At 44.1% G+C, this 22,882-nt stretch carries 23 protein-coding genes; 12 read left to right on the top strand and 11 right to left on the bottom strand.

Annotation, left to right across the window (positions count from 1 at the left end; translation table 11 throughout):
• The first annotated feature begins 186 nt into the window (after positions 1 to 186).
• From potA to AAEY78_RS00940, 4 genes are all read left to right on the top strand, one after another.
• Positions 187 to 1,419, top strand: coding sequence for a spermidine/putrescine ABC transporter ATP-binding protein PotA (potA, locus tag AAEY78_RS00955; protein WP_352336818.1), 1,233 nt, complete (start codon positions 187 to 189; stop codon positions 1,417 to 1,419).
• Entirely contained in the window at positions 1,419 to 2,297 is an 879-nt protein-coding gene (potB, locus tag AAEY78_RS00950) for a spermidine/putrescine ABC transporter permease PotB (protein WP_352336522.1), read from the top strand. Before potA ends, potB begins: the two co-directional genes overlap by 1 nt.
• Positions 2,297 to 3,136: a spermidine/putrescine ABC transporter permease PotC gene (gene potC / locus AAEY78_RS00945; RefSeq protein WP_502943594.1), complete on the top strand. Its 840-nt coding sequence runs from the start codon at positions 2,297 to 2,299 to the stop codon at positions 3,134 to 3,136. Before potB ends, potC begins: the two co-directional genes overlap by 1 nt.
• A gap of 118 nt (positions 3,137 to 3,254) precedes the next feature.
• The gene (locus AAEY78_RS00940) at positions 3,255 to 4,145 is read left to right on the top strand and encodes a LysR family transcriptional regulator (RefSeq protein WP_352336521.1); all 891 of its coding nucleotides are present in this window, start codon (positions 3,255 to 3,257) and stop codon (positions 4,143 to 4,145) included.
• A gap of 39 nt (positions 4,146 to 4,184) precedes the next feature.
• Here AAEY78_RS00940 and AAEY78_RS00935 read toward each other — a convergent pair whose 3' ends face one another.
• From AAEY78_RS00935 to AAEY78_RS00920, 4 genes are all read right to left on the bottom strand, one after another.
• The gene (locus tag AAEY78_RS00935; protein ID WP_352336519.1) at positions 4,185 to 4,556 is read right to left on the bottom strand and encodes a CrcB family protein; all 372 of its coding nucleotides are present in this window, start codon (positions 4,554 to 4,556) and stop codon (positions 4,185 to 4,187) included.
• Positions 4,557 to 4,625: 69 nt separating this feature from the next.
• Positions 4,626 to 5,684, bottom strand: coding sequence for a tRNA (adenosine(37)-N6)-threonylcarbamoyltransferase complex transferase subunit TsaD (gene tsaD / locus AAEY78_RS00930; protein ID WP_352336518.1), 1,059 nt, complete (start codon positions 5,682 to 5,684; stop codon positions 4,626 to 4,628).
• 88 nt (positions 5,685 to 5,772) lie between these two features.
• Positions 5,773 to 6,294, bottom strand: coding sequence for a c-type cytochrome (locus AAEY78_RS00925; protein WP_352336517.1), 522 nt, complete (start codon positions 6,292 to 6,294; stop codon positions 5,773 to 5,775).
• 380 nt (positions 6,295 to 6,674) lie between these two features.
• Positions 6,675 to 7,226: a c-type cytochrome gene (locus AAEY78_RS00920; protein ID WP_352336516.1), complete on the bottom strand. Its 552-nt coding sequence runs from the start codon at positions 7,224 to 7,226 to the stop codon at positions 6,675 to 6,677.
• Positions 7,227 to 7,678: 452 nt separating this feature from the next.
• On the opposite strand from AAEY78_RS00920, the gene rpsU reads away from it, so the two are divergent.
• Positions 7,679 to 7,894 carry a 30S ribosomal protein S21 gene (gene rpsU, locus AAEY78_RS00915; protein ID WP_182406073.1) on the top strand — a complete coding sequence of 72 codons (216 nt, stop codon included), beginning with the start codon at positions 7,679 to 7,681 and terminating at the stop codon, positions 7,892 to 7,894.
• A gap of 297 nt (positions 7,895 to 8,191) precedes the next feature.
• Positions 8,192 to 8,638: a GatB/YqeY domain-containing protein gene (locus tag AAEY78_RS00910; RefSeq protein ID WP_352336515.1), complete on the top strand. Its 447-nt coding sequence runs from the start codon at positions 8,192 to 8,194 to the stop codon at positions 8,636 to 8,638.
• Between the two features lie 93 nt (positions 8,639 to 8,731).
• Here the strand turns inward: AAEY78_RS00910 and AAEY78_RS00905 are convergent, their stop codons facing one another.
• The gene (locus AAEY78_RS00905) at positions 8,732 to 10,468 is read right to left on the bottom strand and encodes a M48 family metalloprotease (RefSeq protein WP_352336513.1); all 1,737 of its coding nucleotides are present in this window, start codon (positions 10,466 to 10,468) and stop codon (positions 8,732 to 8,734) included.
• A 396-nt stretch (positions 10,469 to 10,864) separates the two neighbouring features.
• On the opposite strand from AAEY78_RS00905, the gene AAEY78_RS00900 reads away from it, so the two are divergent.
• The 4 genes from AAEY78_RS00900 to thiS all read left to right on the top strand — a co-directional run bounded on the left by AAEY78_RS00900 (position 10,865) and on the right by thiS (position 13,216).
• Positions 10,865 to 11,383 carry a sulfurtransferase TusA family protein gene (locus AAEY78_RS00900; protein ID WP_352336511.1) on the top strand — a complete coding sequence of 173 codons (519 nt, stop codon included), beginning with the start codon at positions 10,865 to 10,867 and terminating at the stop codon, positions 11,381 to 11,383.
• A gap of 270 nt (positions 11,384 to 11,653) precedes the next feature.
• Positions 11,654 to 12,517, top strand: a complete 864-nt coding sequence (gene rpoH, locus AAEY78_RS00895; RefSeq protein WP_352336815.1) for an RNA polymerase sigma factor RpoH — start codon at positions 11,654 to 11,656, stop codon at positions 12,515 to 12,517.
• A 9-nt stretch (positions 12,518 to 12,526) separates the two neighbouring features.
• Complete coding sequence (locus AAEY78_RS00890; RefSeq protein ID WP_352336510.1) at positions 12,527 to 12,898, top strand: DUF423 domain-containing protein; 372 nt, start codon at positions 12,527 to 12,529, stop codon at positions 12,896 to 12,898.
• A gap of 117 nt (positions 12,899 to 13,015) precedes the next feature.
• Positions 13,016 to 13,216 (top strand): sulfur carrier protein ThiS, encoded by a 201-nt coding sequence (thiS, locus tag AAEY78_RS00885; RefSeq protein ID WP_352336508.1) that lies wholly within the window; start codon positions 13,016 to 13,018, stop codon positions 13,214 to 13,216.
• 339 nt (positions 13,217 to 13,555) lie between these two features.
• On the opposite strand, the gene hpf is transcribed toward thiS, so the two are convergent.
• On the bottom strand, positions 13,556 to 13,936 hold the full coding sequence (hpf, locus tag AAEY78_RS00880) for a ribosome hibernation-promoting factor, HPF/YfiA family (RefSeq protein WP_352336506.1): 381 nt from the start codon (positions 13,934 to 13,936) through the stop codon (positions 13,556 to 13,558).
• Between the two features lie 416 nt (positions 13,937 to 14,352).
• Positions 14,353 to 16,056, bottom strand: a complete 1,704-nt coding sequence (gene rpoN, locus AAEY78_RS00875; RefSeq protein ID WP_352336505.1) for an RNA polymerase factor sigma-54 — start codon at positions 16,054 to 16,056, stop codon at positions 14,353 to 14,355.
• Positions 16,057 to 16,220: 164 nt separating this feature from the next.
• On the opposite strand from rpoN, the gene AAEY78_RS00870 reads away from it, so the two are divergent.
• Entirely contained in the window at positions 16,221 to 17,096 is an 876-nt protein-coding gene (locus tag AAEY78_RS00870; RefSeq protein ID WP_352336504.1) for a nitrilase-related carbon-nitrogen hydrolase, read from the top strand.
• A 15-nt stretch (positions 17,097 to 17,111) separates the two neighbouring features.
• Here the strand turns inward: AAEY78_RS00870 and AAEY78_RS00865 are convergent, their stop codons facing one another.
• The 4 genes from AAEY78_RS00865 to lptM all read right to left on the bottom strand — a co-directional run bounded on the left by AAEY78_RS00865 (position 17,112) and on the right by lptM (position 20,983).
• Entirely contained in the window at positions 17,112 to 18,068 is a 957-nt protein-coding gene (locus tag AAEY78_RS00865) for a tyrosine recombinase XerC (protein WP_352336502.1), read from the bottom strand.
• Between the two features lie 12 nt (positions 18,069 to 18,080).
• Entirely contained in the window at positions 18,081 to 18,977 is an 897-nt protein-coding gene (dapF, locus tag AAEY78_RS00860; RefSeq protein WP_352336501.1) for a diaminopimelate epimerase, read from the bottom strand.
• A gap of 215 nt (positions 18,978 to 19,192) precedes the next feature.
• Positions 19,193 to 20,572: a diaminopimelate decarboxylase gene (gene lysA / locus AAEY78_RS00855; protein WP_502943593.1), complete on the bottom strand. Its 1,380-nt coding sequence runs from the start codon at positions 20,570 to 20,572 to the stop codon at positions 19,193 to 19,195.
• A gap of 117 nt (positions 20,573 to 20,689) precedes the next feature.
• On the bottom strand, positions 20,690 to 20,983 hold the full coding sequence (lptM, locus tag AAEY78_RS00850) for an LPS translocon maturation chaperone LptM (protein WP_352336500.1): 294 nt from the start codon (positions 20,981 to 20,983) through the stop codon (positions 20,690 to 20,692).
• A gap of 655 nt (positions 20,984 to 21,638) precedes the next feature.
• Between lptM and AAEY78_RS00845 the strand changes: the two genes are divergently transcribed.
• A complete protein-coding gene (locus tag AAEY78_RS00845; protein ID WP_352336499.1) occupies positions 21,639 to 22,874 on the top strand; it encodes an acetate/propionate family kinase in 1,236 nt (411 codons plus the stop codon).
• The last annotated feature ends 8 nt before the right edge of the window (positions 22,875 to 22,882 follow it).

Raw genomic sequence — 22,882 nt, 5'->3', positions numbered from 1 at the left:
AATGCGAGGCATTGACGCATTAACATTATGTCTCATTGACTTAAAGACTACTTGCCTTTGACAACTTGCCTTTATTAAAACACATTTTTTATAAAATACCTGTCTTCAATAGTGATATTAAAATGCTATCAAGTGTTTGGTATTTTAGGAATTTATCCCATGATTAACTTGCCTGCCCCACTACATATGCCCTCCAAGACCTCAAACACAACCAGTACCCATACCGTGCCAGACGATGTGTTATTACAAATCACCCATCTTAAAAAAACGTACGATGACACGGAAGTCTTAAGTGATATCAATCTGAATATTAAACACGGTGAGTTTTTAACGTTATTGGGACCCTCAGGCTGTGGTAAAACCACGTTATTACGTTTAATCGCAGGCTTTGAGCAGCCAACAGCAGGCGCGATATATTTAGATGGCGTACAAATGGCAGGGCTGTCCGCCGATAAGCGTCTTGTAAATACCGTGTTTCAACAATATGCATTATTTCCGCATATGACGGTGGCGCAAAATGTCGCGTATGGTCTTAAGCTTAAAAAAGTCCCAAAAGACGAAATTCAAACTCGTGTGCGCGAGATGTTAGCAATGGTACAGATGGAAAACTTTGCCAACCGTCGCCCGCAAGATTTATCCGGCGGTCAGCAGCAACGAGTCGCCATTGCCCGTGCGGTAATTAATCGTCCCAAACTTTTATTACTCGATGAACCCTTATCAGCGCTTGATTATAAATTGCGTCTGCAAATGCAATCGGAACTGAAACGCTTACAACGCGAGCTTGGCATTACTTTTGTTTTCGTCACCCACGACCAAGAAGAAGCGCTGTCGATGTCCGACCGTATTGCGGTGATGAAAGATGGTAAGTTTCAGCAAATTGGTACACCAATTGAGATTTATGAAAATCCTGCAAATTTATTTACCGCCAAATTTATCGGTGAGACCAATCTGTTTAAAGCCGAAGTCAAAGGCATTTATCTCGACCAGCCCGACCGTGATGGCAAGGTGACCAACGGGCGCATTGAAGTTGCCGTCTGCGAAGCGCAAGAAACTCAGGTATCAGAAAAGCCAGCAATCTTACGTAATTTGCGCCGTCCGACATTTGATAAAGAGGTTCAAGTCGGCGATATTGTTAATTTATTATTACGCCCTGAAGATTTGCGCATTTATGATGTTAATGACTGCACGCGCACGGGTCTGATTGGACGCGTGATTGAGAGTAACTATAAAGGCAGCACCTTAGATTCTATTATCAAGCTGGACAACGGACATATTATTAAAGCGTCTGAGTTTTTTGATGAAGATGATCCCAGCTTTGATTATAAAATAAATGAGCCGGTAAAAGTCACTTGGGTTGATGGTTGGGAATGGGTATTGCCTAATGAAGAATCGCTAGCTATGCACAAGGATAGCTTCTAATGCCGGGCTTTAATTCAGGTAATAAAAGTCCTTTTCGCACGGCAACCTTATGGCTCATATGGGGTTGGCTACTGATTTTTGCTTTATTGCCGAATATTTTAGTGATAGCGGTCAGTTTTTTAACCCGTGATAGCAGCGCGTTTATCAGCTTACCCGTTAGTATCGACAGCTACGTGCGCATGATAGACCCATTATATTTTGATGTGTTTGTGCATTCATTATGGATGGCGGGCATTACTACGGTGATTTGTCTGCTGCTCGGCTATCCATTTGCTTGGCTAGTTTCCAAGGCCAAAGCGCGTTGGCAGCCGCTACTCATGATGCTATTAATCTTACCGTTTTGGACGAATTCTTTAGTGCGTACTTATGCGCTTAAATTACTATTTGCCAATAACGGCTTGATCAATAAAGCGCTACTGGCAGTCGGCATTATCGATACGCCGATTGATATTTTATATACGCAAGGCGCGGTGATTGCCGGACTCACTTATTTATTATTCCCGTTTATGGTGTTGCCGTTATATGCCGTCTTTACTGATTTACGCAATGATATGCTATTGGCATCGCAAGATTTGGGCGCAACAAAAACGCAGACTTTTTGGCATGTGATATTACCATTGACCACACCGGGGATTATCTCAGGTGTGCTGTTAGTCTTATTACCGGCAATGGGTATGTTTTACGTGGCAGATATTTTAGGCGGGTCACGCAATCTATTGGTCGGTAATATCATCAAAAACCAATTCTTAGATGCGCGTGATTGGCCTTTTGGTGCTGCTGCAAGCGTGTTACTAACGCTCGCAATGGCGGTATTGTTACTTGCCTATCGCGCCAGTAGCCGCCGGATTGGCAAAACCGATTTTAATGAGGTGGCATAATGTCTGACAGTCCATTAGACCGCGCATCGTTGCCTAAACAAAAGAATCAAAAACAGGCATTTAAAATGGCAAGTGCTGGCAGTCTCGCCGCTAAAAGCTATCTTGGTCTTATTTATACCTTGCTGTATTTGCCCATTATTGTCTTAGTCGTCATGTCCTTTAACAAGTCTAAAATCGGCTATAACTGGGGCGGCTTTAGCTTAAAGTGGTATGAATCGCTGTTTAATAACCAAGCCATGTTAGACGCTTTTTGGCATTCTATTGTGTTGGGTTTGGTTGCGGCGACGGTTTCGACCTTGATTGGCACGTTAACGGCATTGGCATTGCATCGCTATAATTTTCGCGGTAAAGGTTTATTAAACGGCTTATTATTTGTGCTGATGATGTCGCCTGAGATTGTGTTGGCAATATCGTTACTCGCGCTATTTTTACTTATTGGACTACAGTTGGGCTTTGTGTCGTTACTATTGGCGCACATTACCTTTTGCTTGCCGTTTGTGGTGATTACTGTGTTTGCACGCTTAAGCAGTTTGGATGAGCGCTTGATGGAAGCGGCTCGAGATTTGGGCGCGAGTGAATCTACGATGGTACGCACGGTACTGATTCCGGTTATCTTGCCTGCGGTCTTGGCAGGTTGGCTATTGGCGTTTACTTTATCCCTTGATGATGTGGTGGTTTCGACCTTTGTGACCGGTCCCAGCTATGAGATTTTGCCGCTACGCATTTATTCTATGGTACGCGTGGGCTTAAAACCTGAGGTCAATGCCATTGGTACTTTATTGCTTGCTGCCTCGTTAATATTGGTTATTATCTCGCAGCTGCTATTACGTCGACGCTAGTGCTTTATTGAGTCATTGCCAATCTTTGAGTGAAAATCAGCATAGAATTGCTTATAATGAATTTTATTCACCTCATATTCATGTTTATTGGCAATTTTATTAGCGCTATGGTTATCCTATGTTAGAGCTTCGTCATCTTAATACCTTAACCGCGTTACGGGCGCATGGCTCGCTCGCAGCCGCTGCTGATGAGCTGCACGTCACGGCTTCTGCGGTATCACATCAGCTTAAAGAGCTGGAAAACTACTACGATATCAGCTTGGTCAATCGGCGTACGCGTCCACTTACCTTTACCCCAGCTGGAAAGGCAGTATTGGCGCTTGCCGACAATATCCTGCCGCAAGTGAACCGTACCAAAGCCAATCTCAAACGCTTAGCGCACGGGCAAGCAGGACGATTACGCTTGGCATCTGAATGTCACAGTTGTTTTGATTGGTTGATGCCGATACTCAATCACTATCGTCGCGAGTGGTCAGATGTGGAGCTAGACTTTGCCACAGGTTTTGAGCCGGAACCACATCATCTATTGCTAGAAGGCGATATTGATTTATTGATTACTACCAGTAATTTGCCGATTGACGGGCTTAGCTATCAGCCGTTATTTGAGTATGAAAGTCGCTTGGTACTGTCACCGATGCACGATTTGGCTGAACGAGCTTTTATAACACCGGAAGATTTAATCGCCGAAACCCTTATTGCTTATCCCGTTGAAGCCAAGCGCCTTGATATCATCGCCAACTTTATGACGCCAGCACAGGTTACTTTTAAGCAAATCCGTACCACTGAGTTGACCGCTATGTTGATTCAATTGGTTGCTAGTGAGCGCGGTGTTGCTGCCCTGCCCGATTGGGTAGTAAGCGATTACGAGAAAAAAGGCTGGGTCGTATCCCGTCCGCTTGGTGATGGCGTGCATTGCCAGCTCTATGCCGCGATTCGCACCTCCAGTCAAGATACCGCCTATATGCAAGGCTTTGCCAGTTTATTAGAAGGCATTGTTAAGCCGTTGTAGTAACGGCTGGATTATTACTAACTTTAAAACCATTAATAATTATAAAATCAGCTTAAAAAAGTAAAACCCGAGCGCGGTTGCTAGCAAAGTTAAGCCAACATGCAGCCCAACCAAACCCAATCCTGCCAATAACTTACCGGCATTGATAAAGGTAAATACTTCCGCGCTAAAAGTACTAAAAGTAGTCAGCCCGCCCAAAAATCCGGTGATAACAAACAGCCGAATATTGGGCGAAAGACCTTGTCCCATACGCTCAAACCATACCAGTGCCAGCCCGATTAATAAACCGCCCAATACATTAGCACTAAGCGTACCCAGCGGTATCCAATGATGCAGCAAATTCAAACGCGCCAGCCAGCCACGCAAACACGCGCCAAATGCTGCTCCTAAACCAATGGCAAGCCACTGCATGATTTCATCCTTTTTCTAAAAACTGATAGTAATCAACGTGAATAAATGAGGAACAATAAAAGTGAGCTATTAAATCGCTGGTAATTCTGTCATCGGCCAACGCGGTACACAGCTCACTGCCAAATCATCTGACTGTCCAGCTTGCAAGCGCTCATAACCGGCATAAGCAATCATCGCCCCATTATCAGTACATAACTCGGGCGGTGCATAGTGGACGGTGGCATTTATTTTCGCTAATTCTGTCTCTAAAGTGTCGCGCAAATGTCGGTTGGCACTGACCCCGCCTGCAATGACCAAGCGACTCATATTTGCTTGCTTTAATGCTTTAATCGACTTTCTTACTAAAGTATCAACCATGGCATGCTGAAAACTAGCGGCAATATTTGCGCGCACTTGCGGATTACTCTCAGCGCCATTTCCTGAACCCCCTGAGCCATCGGTATCTTTAATCAAATTATGCACGGCGGTTTTCATACCACTAAAGGAGAAATCCAAACCACGATGTAACATTGGACGCGGTAACTGGTAGGCATTTGGATTACCCGATTCAGCCAATCTGGCAATATTAGGACCACCCGGATATTCTAAGCCCAGCATTTTTGCGGCTTTATCAAAACACTCGCCAGCAGCATCATCAATCGACTCGCCCAATATCTCGTACTGCCCGATACCTTTTGCCGCAATTAGTAAGGTATGACCACCGGATACTAATAGCGAGACGAAAGGAAACGCTGGTGGATTAGCACCCATTAATGGCGCGAGCAAATGCCCTTCCATATGGTGAATACCGATTGCCGGAATTCCTAATCCATAAGCCAAACTGCGCCCAAATAATGCACCGGTCATTAATGCACCAATCAAGCCAGGACCCTTGGTATAAGCAATGGCATCAATATCCTGTTTAGTAATGCCACATTGATCTAACAGCTCATGAAATAACGGTACCAATTTACGAATGTGATCGCGGCTGGCAAGCTCCGGCACGACCCCGCCATAGACGGCATGCAGTTCTATTTGTGAATACAGCACTTGCCCAAGCAGACCCTTATTGTCACTGTCTATCAGCTCACTATCAAAAATCGCTAAGCCTGTTTCATCACAAGACGTTTCTAAACCCAATACTTTCATGCACTCACCTTCATAAAAAAACCGCCATTGTAATCACAATGACGGTCATTTTAACAAATTTCAATCGTTAATATCTTAATGACTGCTATTAGCTAGCAGCGCCAACCATATAATCAACCGCAGCATGAACCTGCGCTGCGCTTACGCCATTAGCGGCTTGGGCTGGCATTTGGTTAAAGCCTTTCTCAGAATGCATATGTAAGGTATCCATACCTTTGGCTATACGCGGTGTCCATGCTTCTTTATCACCAAATTTTGGTGCGTTTAACAAGCCAGTTGCATGACAAGCGGCACATTGAGCGTTATAAAGTTCTTCACCGGCATTGGCTGCCAATTCTTCAGTCCCAGCCGCTTCTACGACAGCAACGTCTTCGACAGGCACTTCTTCTACTGCAGGCTGCTCAGCTTCTACAACCGGCACCTCTTCAACGACTACAGGTTCTTCGACAACTTCAACGGCTGGTACATCTTCTACTACAGGCTCTTCTGCGGTTTTATCACCACTACAAGCACTAAGTGCTAGCATGGCGCTTAGACCTAGTGCTGACCACGTTAATTTTCCTACTACGTTTAGCGATTTTTTATTGCTAAGCTGTTGATTGATTTCCATATTCATTCCTTTGCCGGTTGGGTTAAGTGAGCGTTTTTTGGGTGGTGCGTTTTTTATTCCCTGCTTACTGCGGTTGTTACCATTTGCGAATATAACTAGTTTTGACGTCGTCAATGCGCTGTTGTGCGTGACTTACTGTGAGTGTAACTGTGGTTCTAGCCGCGCCAACTTTATAGTCATCGCGGTCAGGAATAGCTTAGATAATAGGTATAATAATCATACTAATTTTAAGTGATATAGATTTCAAGATAGGTTTTTCACAGACAGCTTAAAGATAGGTATGCTAAGAAGAGTTTTTTGCCGTTTATCATTGAAGAGCAAATTATCGATAGCTATTCAATTAATAGCTATCAATAATTAGTACTTATCTTCAAAATTAATTAACTAGCAGCAGCAACCATATAATCAACGGCAGCATGAATTTGTTCTTCAGTCACACCGTTAGTGGCTTGCGCTGGCATCTGATTAAAGCCTTTTGCTGCATGCGTATATAACGTGTCTTTACCCTGAGCAATACGTGGTTTCCAAGCAGCAGCGTCGCCATATTTAGGCGCATTAAGCAAGCCTGTCGCATGACATGCCATACATTGAGCATTATAAAGCTGCTCGCCTGCATTATCAGTTGCCGCTACTGGTACAGCTGCTGCTGTTTCGGCAGGTGCTGCATCAGCGCTGTCAGGCGTGGCAGCAGCAGTTGCTGTCTCATCGGTAGCCGCAGCAGGTGCTGCTTGTTCAAAAACCATCTCTTCTGCTTTTGGGGCATTTTTGCGGGCAAGATCAGCGGCGGCATCCACACGATCGACTGCCATCACTTGGCCATGTGGAGCGACTTCTTTATCATCGCTACAAGCGCTGACACTGATGCCAAGTGTAACCGCAAACACTGTCCCTAAGACCATACGTAGCGACGTGTTTAATACCGATTTTTTCATCCCAATATCCTTTATAAAACTGACAAAAAAGCGTAAAGATGCCGACTGCTCTGACAAGGAAATTATCATAGCATAAACTGAAACCAAATCGTTATAGACAGTGAGGATTTTTTATCAGTTATTTGGTACTCATTTATTGCCTAGTTATCAATGATATATCGCCTATTTGGGCGCTGTAAGATGTCAGTAGAAGCTTATCAATTTGACATAAAACGGTGTAAAGATAAACCTAAATATACGTTTTATCTAACTTTTTACCTAATAAAGTGTACGGACGATATACATGAAAGGCTTTGACTTTACTGGCATTTTTTATTAGAATGACCACCCTTGTGCTATTGCGCAAGATTATCCTAGTTTGAGCTGATGTGTGCAATCTTGAGATATTGCCGCTATCAACTACTATACAGCCAAGCTAATGCCTTTATATCTCATCCTCATAAGGAGTCTTCATGCCTGCAGTTAAGGTTAAAGAAAACGAACCAGTTGACATCGCTATCCGTCGTTTCAAACGTGCGTGTGAAAAAGCAGGCGTTTTAGCTGACGTACGCAAACGTGAATTTTTTGAAAAACCAACGCAAGAGCGTAAGCGCAAAAAAGCGGCTGCTGTGAAGCGTTATAAGAAAAAACTACAACGCGAAACTATCCGTACCACGCGTATGTACTAATATTAAGGACGTAAGATAAGCGGTTATCTATTTGATTGCTATTATTCTTTTGTCACTTAAGCCAATGAGGGTATTGGTCAATAAATCCTCAGACTAACCAGTTATATAAGCGCCACTGCTATCTATTGATGCCAGTGGCGTTTTTTATGCTACACTTTTTATGGTGGCTTTTTTATTATGGAATTTTTAGCTCAGTTTTTTTAACCTAGTTTTTTAACTTAGTGTTTCAAGCCATTTTATTTAAGCCTAGCGCATTTAAGCCTATTGTGTTTAACCTTATGAGGAAGAGAAGCGATCATGAACCCACTCAAACAAAGCCTAGCTGATGATATTATCAAGTCAATGAAAGCTCATGATATCGAGCGCGTCAAGGTATTGCGCAATGTGCAAGCGGTCATTAAACAAATCGAGATTGATCGCCAAACGCAACTTGACGATAGTGATGTGTTAGATGTGCTGCAAAAACAACTTAAGCAGCGCCAAGAGTCATTAACGATTTTTACTGATAACAATCGTAATGACTTAGCGGAAAAAGAGCAGTTTGAAATTGATATTATCAATCAATTTATGCCAGCTCAGATGGATGATGCGGAAATTGCCGCATTGGTTAATGCTGAAATTACCGCACAAGGCGCAACTTCTATGCGTGATATGGGCGCGGTCATGGGCGTGTTAAAAACCAAAACCGCAGGACGTGCCGATCCAGCTATTATCTCAAAACTGGTCAAGTTAGCGCTGCAATAAAGGTTAATACGTTAGCTTTACGTCATGTGGATGAGTAGCATTACTGACGCTAATAATGATTAACCGCATCATATAACCGCATTGTATAACCGCTTAAGGCTGATAGTCTTTGGCGGTTTTTACGTTTTTGATTTCTTGAGCAATATTTGCTAATAAGGGTCGAGCGCTACTGCTTTGTTCAGCGATTGGCATATTTTTGGTCAATTGCTGGGCTTGGGTCAAGGATATGAGCGCGGCATCATAGCGTCCATTCCACAGCTGGTCTTGGCTGCGATAGCGTAGCGCGTTGATGGTAGCGATACGCGCAAGCGGTGCTGAGGCTGATGTTTTAGCAATTTTTTCATTGGCTAATTGCAAGCTTTGCCACGCGTAACGGTCACTTGGGTACTGCTGAGTTAAAGGTTTGAGAAGTATTTGAGCATCAGTCGGCTGATTATTATTGGTCAATGCTTCAGCCAAGTATAAGCGCAAGTCACGACGTTCAGGATAAAGGCGCTGCTGCGGCGTGAGCACATCGACCGCTTGTTGCCACTTATGTTGTTCGGTTAACACTTGGCTATAAGTGATCGATAATAGCGGCTCTAATGCTTGGCGTTCTTTATTTGGCAAGGCATTGAGTTGCGTCATCATAGTTGCCGCCTCATCAAAGCGTTGCTGCTGGGCGTACCAAAGTAATAAGGCAACTTTGGCAGCAGGATTATTTTTTGCAGCGGTGGTTAGTGCAGTTGGGGAAACACGATTTCCCGTCACTTGCACCCGCCAATAGAGCAAATCAAATAAGGCTTGGTGCCGCTGCTGCTGAGTAAGCGACAACACAGGATAACGCTGGGCACGGCTTTGGGCTTCACTTAAACGCTCATTACTTAAAGGATGCGATCGTACAAAGCTGGGTAAAAATCGATTGGCAACTTGATTGAGCTGACTTTGTTGATTCATCGTTGCAAAAAACCGTGGCATCGCACGTGGGTCATAGCCGGCTTGGTTCATAATCTGCATACCTACTCGGTCTGCCTCACGCTCATTACTCCTGCTAAATGCCATACTGCTATTCATCGCAGCGGTCTGACTACCCATCATAACCGCAGCTGCCGCATCGCCACCACTATCAATAGCGGACGCGGCAATGGCTGCCAGCATTCCGCCCATCTGAATCAATAATGCTTGCCGGCGCTCATCTGCTCCATGTTCATAATGGCGTTGACTGATATGCGCAACCTCATGTGCCACCACACTTGCCAGCTCATCCATACTGCTGGCAGCAAGGATAGTACCCGTATTAATACCAATCACCCCGCCCGGCGCGGCAAACGCATTGATGCTGGGATTATCCATAATCACCTCGCCAAGTGGCGCTTGCTGCCGTGCTTGCGCGTTAAGCCGCCACGTCATCTCTTTGACTGTCTCTTGAATCCATGGGTCGTGCTCCATTTTTGCTTGACCATTGATTTTTTGTAGTGACCACTCGCCCATACGTTTATTTTGATATTGATCGGCAAAACTGAGCCCTTGTCCTTGTAAACTTGGCAGCGCAAGCTCTGCAACTGGCGAATTTTGCCATGAGCTTGCCATCATACTATTAGATGAGCTGGGCGCATTCGTTGCCACCGTTGCCAAGGCTAACGCAGCATGGCTTGTTTGACTAAAGCCTACCGTCCCACTCATAATTGCCGCCATGACAATCCATCTGCTATAACGTCTTGCCTTATCGTTAAATAAAAAAGGGTTAGGCTGCACACCAGCAAACGATGTAAAAGGGGCACTTACGGATGTCATTATTGAATACTTATCGGTTAAGGCACGATTTAACGCAAAATAATTAATAGGGGTCACATGCCCATCCTTTATTAGTAGTCAAATATTAGTAGTCAAATCTCTGGAGGTTCACTCATCATTTTGGATGATACGAGCTTGCAGGTCAGTGGTCAATTTTAACCTGCCATGTACTACCAATATCTAAGTAATGCGTTATCTTTGGGCAACATTCCCTTTCTGAATATTTTTTTATTTATCCTACCTTACGCTTTGCTTTAAGCTTTTTCATATCTATAAGCCTGAACGCGCCTCATTAATTATTTCAATAACAGCGTTGATGACAGGACGTCCAATCGACTGTAATTGCTCAGCTGGGATTTGTTATAATAGACACTTGGCAATAAATATCATTAAAAGCTGCTATAGCGCTGCCACATTAAGCAACACTACATTCAAGATTTTAAGGGTTTTATTATGACTATCACCCAGCAAACCATGCCTACATTACACGCTCCGTATACTATTTATTTTTCGCAGATTCTGGCAGCGCCCATACAGGAAACGGCGGCGGCTTTATTACAGCAATTATCAGTTGAATATATTGCTAATATACAGCCTGCTAACAGACAGCTGACTCAAAAAGGCGCCGTAAATACTACGATGAACGGCGAGTCAGTAATCATTAAAAATATGGTCGATGGTCGTGGACTGGCGTGCCCTATGCCATTATTAAAAACGAAAGTGGCGCTGCGTGATGTTGGTGCAGGCGAATCGCTGTATGTGGTAGCAACTGACCCCAACTCACAAGCGGATATTGTGGCGTTTTGTCAGCAAACCCATAAAACTCAGCAAAGCGGTGCTCCTGCGCTAACATTAATACTTAATCAAGTCAGCACTAGCCAAGTGACCAATAGCGTGGCTGATAACCATCTAGATAGCGCTAAGCCCGATACAATCTTTCACTTCATCATTACCAAAACCGATACCAATTGAGTCGTGCTATCCTTTACAATTAAAGTAATCAGCACCTTAATGTGCCACATGTGACCACAATAACTATATTTAATTGATAAATTTTTTACTTATTCCATTTTAATCAAGGTCAAGAATATGGCTACTGACTCGATGAAAACAGTACAAAGCGACATCCCTGCACCTGAATCCAATCCAGCACGCGACGCGGCGCTCAAGGCAGCAGCTGAACGTCCACCTTATGATGCCACTGCCTTTGAAAATACCAGTACCCGCGATTTGGTACCGGCTATGCCTACGCATTTGTCAGCGCCTGGGGTCAATGTTGGTGCGTATATTAATACCGTACATCAAATCCCAATTTTAACCCCGCAGCAAGAACAAGAGCTTGCCCATCGTTATTATGATGAAGGCGATGTTGAAGCGGCACGTCTACTGGTCATGTCGCATTTGCGCTTTGTGATTCATATTGCCCGTAGCTATTCAGGTTACGGTTTACCGCAAGCAGACTTGATTCAAGAAGGCAACTTAGGTTTGATGAAAGCAGTCAAACGCTTTGACCCTAATAAGGGCGTGCGCTTGGTATCCTTTGCGGTGCATTGGATTAAAGCTGAAATTCATGAATTTGTCATTCGTAACTGGCGTATTGTCAAAGTGGCAACCACCAAAGCCCATCGTAAATTATTCTTTAATTTACGTAGCTTAAAAAAGACCAATAATCAGCTGACTTTAGAAGAAGCTGATGCCATTGCCCAAGATTTAAACGTCACGCGTAAGCAAGTGTTAGAGATGGAATCGCGCCTGACTTCTTATGATGCATCATTTGAAACTCAGTCGAGCGATGATGACGACGGACGTTATGCGCCGCAATTGTTCTTAGAAGATGGTATTGATCCTGCGGAAATGGTTGAAGAAGCGGATTGGGAAGAGAACAACTCCTCTGCCTTGATAGCCGCTATGGATACTTTGGATGAGCGTTCTCGCGATATCGTTGAACAGCGCTGGTTATCCGAGCAAAAATCTACCTTACACGAGCTTGCCGCTGTTTATTCAATATCAGCGGAACGCGTGCGCCAAATTGAGAAAAACGCGATGGATAAAATCCGTGAAGCAATGACCATTGATAGCGTGATTTTGCCAGACGATATTCAGTAAGGATTAATAATGGTCAACTGGATAGGAATTGCCGCGCTTAATCTGGCTATTGCAGTGGCGTTAGGGGCGTTTGGCGCGCACGGTATTAAGAATATGGTCGATGCGCAACAGTTGGAGTGGTGGCACACGGCTACGCTCTATCTGTTTATCCATGCCTTAGGGCTGTTGCTGGTCGGAGTGCTGATACGTCTTAACATTGCTGCTCACACAACGGCATGGTTATTACAAATTGGCGTTATTATCTTTGCAGGCAGCTTATTTGCGATGACCCTTGGCGCACCGCGTTGGTTTGGCGCGATTACCCCTATTGGCGGCGCGCTCATGATAGCAGGTTGGGTCTGGCTAGCGGTGACTGCTTTTCGCTCTACCAATGCCAGCTGATTAATAAAGGCGCTACATTAAGTAAGGATTAATGGTTATACTTTGATTCATAAAGAATAATCACATTAATTAGGTCACGGTTAATCTAGGGAATGATTAATTTAAGGAACAACGATTATGAGTACAATCAGTGTTAATGGACAAACCTTGCAAACTACCCATCAAACGGTACAACTGGTGGTCAACGAGCTAGGCTTAAGTAGCGGACGTTATGCCGTTGAAGTAAATGGTGAGCTGATTCCTAAAAGCGAGCTTGATAATTTACTTATTACTGATGGAATGGTAATCGAGGTGGTACAAGCGGTGGGTGGCGGTTAATCTTTAATGACTATTGTTGAGTTATGAGTATTTGCTATCTAGTGGTTCAATGATTAATCGCTATTACTTTAGTATCATTTAATATCTTATTAAAAATAATATTCTTAGGTGTTTAGCTAACAAAAGGACCGCAAGCGTATGATACGTTTGCGGTCTTTTTTATGCTTTTACTATTCATTTTATAACTGCTGCTTTGCTACTTAATTTCCCTCGATATGTTTAGGTATTCATTAATAGCTGGCTATGAGTTGAATGTTAGCTTTATTTATTATTAATGCTTATAAATTCATCCTAATAACCAGCTACTAAACTTAATTTCAATCATAAAACAATTGGCAATTAGGCGACTGGTTCTGCACCTTCCAGCTCTATATCGCCAAAGCGTGCTTCACGACCTGCCCCTTTAACCTTGTTCCGCTCTAGGCGCGTTTTATATTTGCGTACTTGTCTGTCGAGTTTGTCTGCCATCTCATTAATGGCTTTATACATGTCATCCTCAAGCGCTTGTACAAACATTTCTTGTCCTGAGACTCGTAAGATAGCTTCAGCTTTATGGGTCTTTTGACCACCATCGCTGGCACCACTATTATCAAGTGATAGGATTACTTGAATGCTTTGAATTTGATCAAAGTGACGTTCTATTTTGGTCAACTTATCATGGACAGCAGTATTCATGGCTTCAGTTACGGTGATATGGTGACCACGGATAGTAACATTCATATTATTGTCCTTATAGTTATCGCTGATAGTACAACCGGTAATTAAGAATCCTGTCCTCATTACCTTCCCGTATCAATAATTCTGCTTGATTTATCAGTCCGCTAATTTCGTATCTTGTCACCGTTTCAGGTGACTGTTTTAATAGTAATGTTAGATATTTTTATAGCTATGCTGATTGGCAGTGGTTATTGATATGTCTCTAATTTGTCATGAATCAGCGCAGCTGGCAAGAGCAAATCGTGTAGCGAAATGTATCTAAAGCTTTCGTTATTCACTCAAATCTATATACTCAGGAATTTTTATTTTTTATATAAGATTTTGATAGTAGCTGAGTTACAGTAGGTAAATACGGTTACTGGTATTTAGCATTACTTTGACGTTTTATGAATGCAAACTGAGCGAGAGATAGATAGACGCTAGTACTTTTGTTTACGCTGGGTTGAGGAGCTGATATTCATGGCTTCACGGTATTTAGCAACGGTACGCCGCGCGATATCAATACCTTCGGCTAGCAATTGCGCTTGAATACGACTATCAGACAGTGGCTTTTTAGGGTTCTCATCAGTGATAAGCTGCTTAATCATGGCGCTAATGGCGGTCGATGAGATATCGCCATCGCTACTGCTAACGTGCGATGAAAAGAAATGCTTTAGAGAAAATAGTCCTTGCGGGGTGAGCATGGTTTTGCTGGTGGTCAAGCGCGAGACAGTCGATTCATGCAGCTCTACTTCATCGGCTACTTCTTTTAAAATCAGAGGTTGCATGCTGGTTGCGCCATACTGCAAAAAGGCTTGCTGACGCCGTACAATGCTGGTGGCTACCTTAAGTAAATTTTGGTTGCGCTCTTCAATACTGCGAATAAATAATCGCGCATCCAGCAAATTATCCCGTAAGTATTGATTATCAGGGCTATTATCACCGCGTTTGACGAGGCTGGCGTATTCTTGATTGACACGCAGCTTTGGTAAGGTTTCTGGATTTAGCCTAACATGCCAGCCTTCGGTTTGAGCAGTATTGTTGACTACTTTATCTGCTTTACTACAATTAATAGGAATCACGATGATATCAGGAATATCATAGCTCGCTGGCGGCTGTGTATAATCGGGCTGATTGGTTTGAAAGGATAAGCCGGGCGCAGGATTAAGCGTACGCAGCAACTGTAGCGCTGGCGTTATGTTTTCCGGCAGTAATCCAGTGGCGTCTGTTAATGCTTTGATATTATTACTCACCAAGTGCTCGCTGGCAGATAATAAGGCAACTGCATGCGCTAAATGCTCGGTATCTATATCAAGCTTGCCGAGTTGAATGGCAAGACATTCACTCAGTGTGCGCGCGCCCACGCCTAGAGGATCACAGGACTGGATGACGCGCAGTACTGCCATTATTTCATCGCGCTCAACACGATTGTCCCATTGATAAAAACTCGCCACGGTTGTAAAGCTCTGCAATAACTCATCAATATCAAGCTGGATAAAGCCCATGTCATCCATGGCATCCATCAAATAATTGGCAATCAGCATATCGGTGTCGGATAAATGCTTAAAATTAAGCTGCCAGCGTACATGGTCTTGAATACAGGCGCTGGTGCTGCCTTGATAAGCATCTAATTCGTCAAAAGCTTTGCTTGTTTGCGTTGACGATGCATAGTTTCCGGTGTCAATATTATTAACATCTTGATAGTCATCATTAATATCACCAGTATCTAGCACACTATCGCTAATACCAGACTGCTGTAACTTATCAAAGCTATTGCTACATGTATCATCATTGCTATAACTATCATTATTATAGCTATCATCAGTATCGTTATTATTGGCGTAGCTATCGTCAGAATAGTCGTTATTAGAATAGCCGTCAGCATTATAGTCGGTATCGGCTGCTGACGAACTGCCCGTGTCGCTATTCCACGCATCAAGCGTCAAAGGCGAATCCGCTATAGTCGTGAAATCCTCGTCGTCATCTTCAACACGCTCAAGCAAAGGATTGCTATCCAATTTGAGTTGTACTTCTTGTGCCAGCTCAAGACTCGACAGCTGTAGCAATTTTATCGCTTGCTGCATTTGTGGCGTGAGCCGTTGTGAGGTATTTAGCGTGGCTACTAGCCCAAACGACATACTCATGACTGAGGGTGACACTCCATGATGGTGATAATAATTATTATAAATAAAGTGATTGTTCTGATTTCAACAAATGAGCTGACATATATCCGGACACGACGATAGCATTTTTTGCGGCATTGTTGCTATGATAATACGCATACTAACAAATACGATTGAGAAGATATATGAGTCATCAGTTAACTGTGGCAGCGGTACAAATGAACAGCCAGCAAAATGTTGATGCCAATATGGCAACGATAAAATCGGCGATAAGCGCGGCAAAAGAGCAAGGCGCGCAGCTGGTGGTATTGCCGGAGAACTGCTGTAGCATGGGGGAGCAACGCGCGACGGCTGAGCGATTTGATGAATTATCAGCTATGATTGGCGATGCCGCACGTACGCATGACTTGTATGTGCTTGCCGGCTCGCTACCGTGTTTGTATCGTCCTGATGGCGTGATTGTGCCTGATGGACGGATGCGCCAAGTCAGTCAGCTGTTTGCGCCAGATGGCACGCAGGCAGCGCGCTACGATAAGATTCATTTATTTACCGCGACAGTGGCGGATAAGCAAGGCAGCTATAATGAGGCGGCAACGTTTGAGCCGGGCACGCAGACGGTCGTGACGCCAATTGACGTCGATAATACAGTTTTTAACTTAGGGATGATGGTGTGCTTTGATTTGCGCTTTCCAGCATTGGCTCAGCGGTTGCGCCAAGCAGGTGCGGAGTTGCTTAGTGCGCCATCGGCATTTACCTATTTGACCGGACAGGCAAACTGGTCATTATTATTACAAGCGCGGGCGTTGGATAGTCAATGTATGGTGATTGGTGCAGCGCAAGGCGGTGAACATCATTATAAAACCGGCAGTCCGCGTCAAACGTGGGGACATGCAGCGATTACGCAATTTAATGGCTCAGTCGCTGATAGCTATGAGCATAGCAATCTTGAGGGTGAAGCCTTAGATAAAAGCTATACGTTGGTCATGGCAACATTAGATAAAAATGCACAAGAACAAGGGCGACAACATATGCCTATCTTTAATTGTCATCGCTTAGCATAACTTATTGCAACTTTACTACTCTAGCTTGTCTTTTTTTACCTGCGTCGCACGTGGATGGGCGCGGTCATATACTTGAGTCAGCTTCGCAAAATCAACATGGGTATAAATCTGCGTGGTGCTAACATCACTGTGTCCGAGCATTTCTTGTACTGCCCGTAAATCGCCACTGCCAGACAGTAAGTGCGAAGCAAAGCAATGGCGCAGTAAATGGGGATACATATTTTGGGCGATACCAGCACGCGTGGCGGCAACTTTTAGCCGTTGTTGCACCGCGCGCGTTGATAAGCGCGTACCGAGCTTTTCGCTAATAAACAAAGCATTATCAAGGTGCTCAACCCACAAGTGACGATGTGGCAAATAGCGCGTAATGGCAGTAGCGGCTTTTGTCCCAATAGGTACGATGCGGGTTTTATTGCCTTTACCAGTCACACGCACGCGCAACTCCGAGAGTTCCACATCGTTGACATCAAGCGCCACTAACTCGCCAACCCGCAGACCACTGCTATATAGTAGCTCAAACATTGCCTTATCGCGTAACCACAATCGTGCTTGCGCCGGCGTATCGGGCGTAGGTTGGTCAAGAAGTTGGGTTAATAAATCAATATCCGCAATCGATGGCAAGGGTCTAGGGCTGCGCTTTAGCTGATAACCAGTTGCAGGGTTAATACGAGCAAGCCCTTCCTCAATCAACCAACCATAAAAATGACGAATAGCGGATAGCTCTTGCTGCACACTGGCAAGTGCTAACTTGTCTTCGTCCAAACGTTGACTGATATGCTGCGCCAATTGCCGCTTATCACAGCGCGTCCATGTCAGCTGCCTACCGCGCAAAAATAATGCCAACTGCTGAACCCCAGCAAAATAGGCACTTAAAGTATGCGCTGAATGGTTACGCGTGGCTAAAGTATTTAACCAGCGTTCAACGGGTATTAATAATGAGGTTAACGCCTCATTTGATTCTATTTTTGGCATAATTTAGATAACTTATACGGCATCGCTGCTCTTGCTAGGTTTAATGCCCGCCTGCGCCATTAAGCCATCAGGGCTAAATACTCCCTCATAAACAAATGCCGTCGGTCCAGTCATCATCACTGAATAACCGGGCTGCCAGCGTATCATCATACTGCCGCCATAGAGTTGTGCGCGCACGTCCTCCCCTTCATCAAGCCAGCCTTCACGAATGCCAACCGCCACTGCTGCACATGCACCCGTACCGCAAGCTTGGGTTTCGCCAACGCCGCGCTCATAAACACGCAGACGAATATGACGGTTATTCATCACTTGCATAAAGCCAACATTGACCCGCGCTGGAAATGCCGGATGCGACTCAATTGCCTTGCCCAACTTCTCAACGTCGGCATTGACCACATCATCCACTTTAATAACCGCATGCGGATTACCCATATTGGCAACATATAATTGCACCGGCGTGCCATTAACGTCTAAATGATAGGCGTTTTGAATTTTGGTGGTGGCTTTTGGGGTAAAGGGAATCTCATTGGGTTCAAACTTTGGCTTACCCATATCTACTTCCACCCAACCATAACGGTCGGTGGTTAAAGAGATAATGCCACTTGCCGTTTCAACTCGCAGGCGCTGCTTAAAGGACAGTTTGCGCGCTTGCACAAAACGGGCAAAACAACGGGCGCCATTACCACATTGCTCAACTTCCGTACCATCAGTATTAAAAATACGATAACTAAAATCCACATCTGGACGCATCGGTGGCTCAACGATGAGCAACTGATCAAAGCCGATGCCTAAGTGACGATCGCCCAATAACTGTACCAAATCAGTCGTCAGCTCTAAGCGCTGGGTCACCAAATCGATGACCATAAAATCATTGCCCAGACCATGCATTTTGGTAAACTCTATTAGCATCTCTTTGTTTCCTATTCTATTATTATGTGCCTGATATAGTAGCATGCTGCCTATTACAATGATAATTATCACTACCAATTTAGCGCAGTAACGTTCAGCCTTTTTGCCATAAAAAACCCATTGTCGTGATAACAATGGGTCATTTTTATAGGATTAAATTAAGTAGGAATGATAATTAAGCATGCATAATTATTATCATGAATACTTTTTGAGTATTACTTCTCACTTTGCCACAAGCTTTCACCAGCGTATAAATCAGCAATGGTTTCGCGTTTGCCAATCAATTGATGACGACTGCCAGCGACCATCACTTCAGCAGCGCGTGGGCGCGAGTTATAGTTGCTACTCATCACAAAGCCATACGCGCCAGCACCTGTAATGGCTAACACATCACCAGTAGCTAATGATAATAAACGGTCTTTTGCTAAAAAATCACCCGTTTCACAAATCGCGCCAACAATATCCCATGCTTGTGTGCCTTCAGTATCTAAACCTTCGCTTGGTAATATTTCTGGAATCACCGCCATTTCTGCTTGATACAATGCTGGACGAATCAAATCATTCATCGCCGCATCAACGATAGCAAAGTTTTTGTGCTCAGTGGGTTTTAGTACATCGACACGGGTTAATAACACGCCTGCATTTGCAACCATACTACGACCCGGCTCAAAAAATACCGGTAAGCCAAGCTCAGTTAATTTTGGCAATAACGCTTCGGCAAAATCAGCAATCGTCACTGGCGTCTCATCAATATAGCGCACGCCCAAACCGCCACCCAAATCAACATGACGCAGCTCAATGCCTTTGTCACGTAAGCCATGAATCAGCTCAATCACCTTATCCAAAGCAGCAATAAAAGGTGCCACTTCAGTTAATTGTGAACCAATATGACAATCAATACCAACAATCTCAATATGTGACAGCTTGGCAGCATGCTCATACACTGCCAGCGCTTTATCATGGGCAATGCCAAACTTATTGTCTTTTAATCCGGTAGAAATATACGGATGCGTTTTAGCATCCACATCTGGATTAACCCGTAACGAGATAGGCGCGCGCTTGTCCAATTCTTTCGCGACCATATTGATGAGCGTCAGCTCGCTAATAGACTCAACGTTAAAGCAGCTGATACCTTGGCTTAGGGCAAAGGCAATATCATCACGCGTCTTGCCAACGCCTGAAAATACCACTTGGCTTGCCTGCCCGCCTGCTGCTAAGACGCGCTCAAGCTCGCCACGCGACACAATATCAAAGCCTGCACCTGCCTCTACTAATACGCCTAAGACGGCAATATTTGAGTTTGCCTTGACCGCATAGCAAATCCGATGCTCAACTGAGGCAAAGCTTTCATTATATTCGCGGTACACATCCAAAATCGCCTGCTGCGAGTATACATAACACGGCGTATCGTAGCGCTCGACCAGTTCACTGACGCTGACCCCTTCTACATATAACGCTTCGTCCTGATACTGCAAAGCCGATAAATGCGCGGTTAACGCTTTAGGGTTGATATACAAACCTTGTTCGGTTTTGGTGGTTACTGATTCAGAAATAACAGATTGGCTTACGTCTTGTTGCGGATTGGCATGATTCATAATGGCTTCTCTAATGTGTTCAGCGTTACAAAGTAAACAGGTGAAATGATAAAAGCTAGGAAATGAAAATAAGGATAAGTGCGTTGTGACAGTCTAAAAAGAATATGGTGCTAATAATCAATAATCGTTCGGGTCATCACTGACATAGTTGCCATCTGGCGCTTGCTCATACTCTGCATCATTCAGCCCGGCAAAAGCGGCATCTTGCGGATTACTGGTGCTGTCTAACGCTTCTGAGCTATTAGTGACCATTTGGCTATTGGTATCGACTAGGTATAAATCGCCTTTTTGTCCACATCCTGTGAGCGCTGTCATAAAGGCACCCGTTAACAATAGCGTGCCGATTGTTCTTGAGCTAATAATTCGCGGGTTAATAGTGGCAGTAGTAGTAACAACAGAGGCTGGCAACATAGCGCTTTCCTTAACTGAATTGAGGGAATCATAGCATTATTCCATAATTCTGTGCGCCTATTGCGCGCATTTAGCGATTAATTTCTTTATTCATTCAGTCATCAACTGTGTTGCTAATCTTGCACATAACATAGCAAATAATCTTGCAAATAACGTAGTCAATCACTCTGCTTACCATTTACCTTACTTGACTAATCCCAAATACAGCTTAATCTGACAAATTTTCTTACAATTTGTTTAGACAGCTAAAGTTTAGATTAAAAAACAGTTATGAAATTATCAGATATAAGAAACAGGCACCTTTATGCCTGATTTTATATAGGGTTTAATAAGAATCTGGCAAGCATTACCATAACATAGACTATCTTATTATGAGCCTATCTAGGATAGTGATGGACAACTGTTAAATAAAAATAGCATCACAATTACTAAAATGAGCTGAATAGTCTCATTATGTCTGCTAGTATTATTATCTATTGCAATAAGCACAGGGAATAGTGGCAACGACAGTCACCCGTGATTGCTGATAATACTAGCGTTTTGATAAGGTTTTTGGCGTTTTTTTAGCACATTATTTAGCTAGAGTTTAGTGTTTGTTCAAATCCATCTAATCCGCTATGATTCATTACTTAACCAACCCATCTAAGGATAGAGCATGAGTGACAGCGTCAGCAATACCACTTTTAGTGACCGCAACTCGGATACGTCTACATTAATCAATCCTACTTTGGTTTTAAACTGTGGCTCGTCCTCCATCAAATACGCCCTTATTAGCGAAGATGAATCAACGCGTATCACAGGGCTTGCCGAAAATCTGGGGCTGGATACCGCGCGTATCAAACACACTACTTTAAATGGTGAAAAACTTGAGATTGCGATTCCCGGTGGTCGTCATGAGTTGGCGCTGCAAAAAATCCTCGCGTTATTAGAACAATATCATTTTATCGCAGTAGGTCACCGCGTGGTACATGGCGGTCGTGAGTACTCGAAAGCGGTACGGGTTGATGCGCATGTATTAGAAGAAGTCAAACGCCTAAAAATCCTAGCACCTCTACATAATCCAGCTAATGCGTTGGGTATTGAAGCCGTACAAGCACTGTATCCCGATATCCCCCAAGTGGTGGTGTTCGATACGGCATTCCATCAAACCATGCCGCCGGTTGCCTATCGCTATCCGATTCCAAAAGCCTTATATGAAGACGAAAAAATCCGTCGCTACGGCTTTCATGGCACCAGTCATGCCTATGTGTCAGAGCGCGCCAGTGAATTGACGGATACTACAGGTCCACATGGCTGGCTCACCGCGCATTTGGGTAATGGCTGCTCAGCAACTGCCATTTATGATGGTAAAAGTATGGACACCAGCATGGGGCTTACGCCACTTGAGGGTCTAATGATGGGCACGCGCAGTGGCGATGTTGACCCCGGTTTGCATATTCACCTAAAGCGTCTGCTGGGTCTGAGCTTAGAAGAAATCAACGACATGCTCAATAACGACAGCGGTTTGCTGGGTATTTCTGGCTTATCCAACGATTTGCGTACCATTGAGCAAGCCGCGAATGAAGGTCATAAAGATGCGCAATTAGCTATTGAGATGTTCTGCTACCGCGCTGGGAAATACCTTGCTAGCTTAAGCTGTGCGCTACCTGAATTTACGGGAATAGTCTTTACCGGTGGTATCGGCGAGAACTCATCAACCACGCGCGCGCGTATTTTAGAGGTGATGCGTCACTTCGGTATTAAGTTTAATCAAGATAAAAACCAATCTCTATATGGCGGCGGCGAAGGCAGCTTCCATAATGAAGATAGCAGCATTGAGCTGTGGGTCATTCCAACTGATGAAGAATGCCAAATTGCCAAGGAAACGCGCCAAACGTTGGGATTATCATAGATACATTT

Source organism: Psychrobacter sp. 16-MNA-CIBAN-0192 (assembly GCF_040309565.1).
In the GTDB taxonomy this organism is placed as follows: Bacteria; Pseudomonadota; Gammaproteobacteria; order Pseudomonadales; family Moraxellaceae; genus Psychrobacter.
This window is presented reverse-complemented; position numbering and strand designations above follow the sequence as displayed.

Bases quoted from the DNA above. Each gene is read 5' to 3' on its own strand.
- potA (WP_352336818.1), top strand. From the start codon at position 187: ATGCCCTCCAAGACCTCAAACACAACCAGTACCCATACCGTGCCAGAC.
- potB (WP_352336522.1), top strand. From the start codon at position 1,419: ATGCCGGGCTTTAATTCAGGTAATAAAAGTCCTTTTCGCACGGCAACC.
- potC (WP_502943594.1), top strand. From the start codon at position 2,297: ATGTCTGACAGTCCATTAGACCGCGCATCGTTGCCTAAACAAAAGAAT.
- AAEY78_RS00940 (WP_352336521.1), top strand. From the start codon at position 3,255: ATGTTAGAGCTTCGTCATCTTAATACCTTAACCGCGTTACGGGCGCAT.
- AAEY78_RS00935 (WP_352336519.1), bottom strand. From the start codon at position 4,556: ATGCAGTGGCTTGCCATTGGTTTAGGAGCAGCATTTGGCGCGTGTTTG.
- tsaD (WP_352336518.1), bottom strand. From the start codon at position 5,684: ATGAAAGTATTGGGTTTAGAAACGTCTTGTGATGAAACAGGCTTAGCG.
- AAEY78_RS00925 (WP_352336517.1), bottom strand. From the start codon at position 6,294: ATGGAAATCAATCAACAGCTTAGCAATAAAAAATCGCTAAACGTAGTA.
- AAEY78_RS00920 (WP_352336516.1), bottom strand. From the start codon at position 7,226: ATGAAAAAATCGGTATTAAACACGTCGCTACGTATGGTCTTAGGGACA.
- rpsU (WP_182406073.1), top strand. From the start codon at position 7,679: ATGCCTGCAGTTAAGGTTAAAGAAAACGAACCAGTTGACATCGCTATC.
- AAEY78_RS00910 (WP_352336515.1), top strand. From the start codon at position 8,192: ATGAACCCACTCAAACAAAGCCTAGCTGATGATATTATCAAGTCAATG.
- AAEY78_RS00900 (WP_352336511.1), top strand. From the start codon at position 10,865: ATGACTATCACCCAGCAAACCATGCCTACATTACACGCTCCGTATACT.
- rpoH (WP_352336815.1), top strand. From the start codon at position 11,654: ATGCCTACGCATTTGTCAGCGCCTGGGGTCAATGTTGGTGCGTATATT.
- AAEY78_RS00890 (WP_352336510.1), top strand. From the start codon at position 12,527: ATGGTCAACTGGATAGGAATTGCCGCGCTTAATCTGGCTATTGCAGTG.
- thiS (WP_352336508.1), top strand. From the start codon at position 13,016: ATGAGTACAATCAGTGTTAATGGACAAACCTTGCAAACTACCCATCAA.
- hpf (WP_352336506.1), bottom strand. From the start codon at position 13,936: ATGAATGTTACTATCCGTGGTCACCATATCACCGTAACTGAAGCCATG.
- rpoN (WP_352336505.1), bottom strand. From the start codon at position 16,056: ATGAGTATGTCGTTTGGGCTAGTAGCCACGCTAAATACCTCACAACGG.
- AAEY78_RS00870 (WP_352336504.1), top strand. From the start codon at position 16,221: ATGAGTCATCAGTTAACTGTGGCAGCGGTACAAATGAACAGCCAGCAA.
- AAEY78_RS00865 (WP_352336502.1), bottom strand. From the start codon at position 18,068: ATGCCAAAAATAGAATCAAATGAGGCGTTAACCTCATTATTAATACCC.
- dapF (WP_352336501.1), bottom strand. From the start codon at position 18,977: ATGCTAATAGAGTTTACCAAAATGCATGGTCTGGGCAATGATTTTATG.
- lysA (WP_502943593.1), bottom strand. From the start codon at position 20,572: ATGAATCATGCCAATCCGCAACAAGACGTAAGCCAATCTGTTATTTCT.
- lptM (WP_352336500.1), bottom strand. From the start codon at position 20,983: ATGTTGCCAGCCTCTGTTGTTACTACTACTGCCACTATTAACCCGCGA.
- AAEY78_RS00845 (WP_352336499.1), top strand. From the start codon at position 21,639: ATGAGTGACAGCGTCAGCAATACCACTTTTAGTGACCGCAACTCGGAT.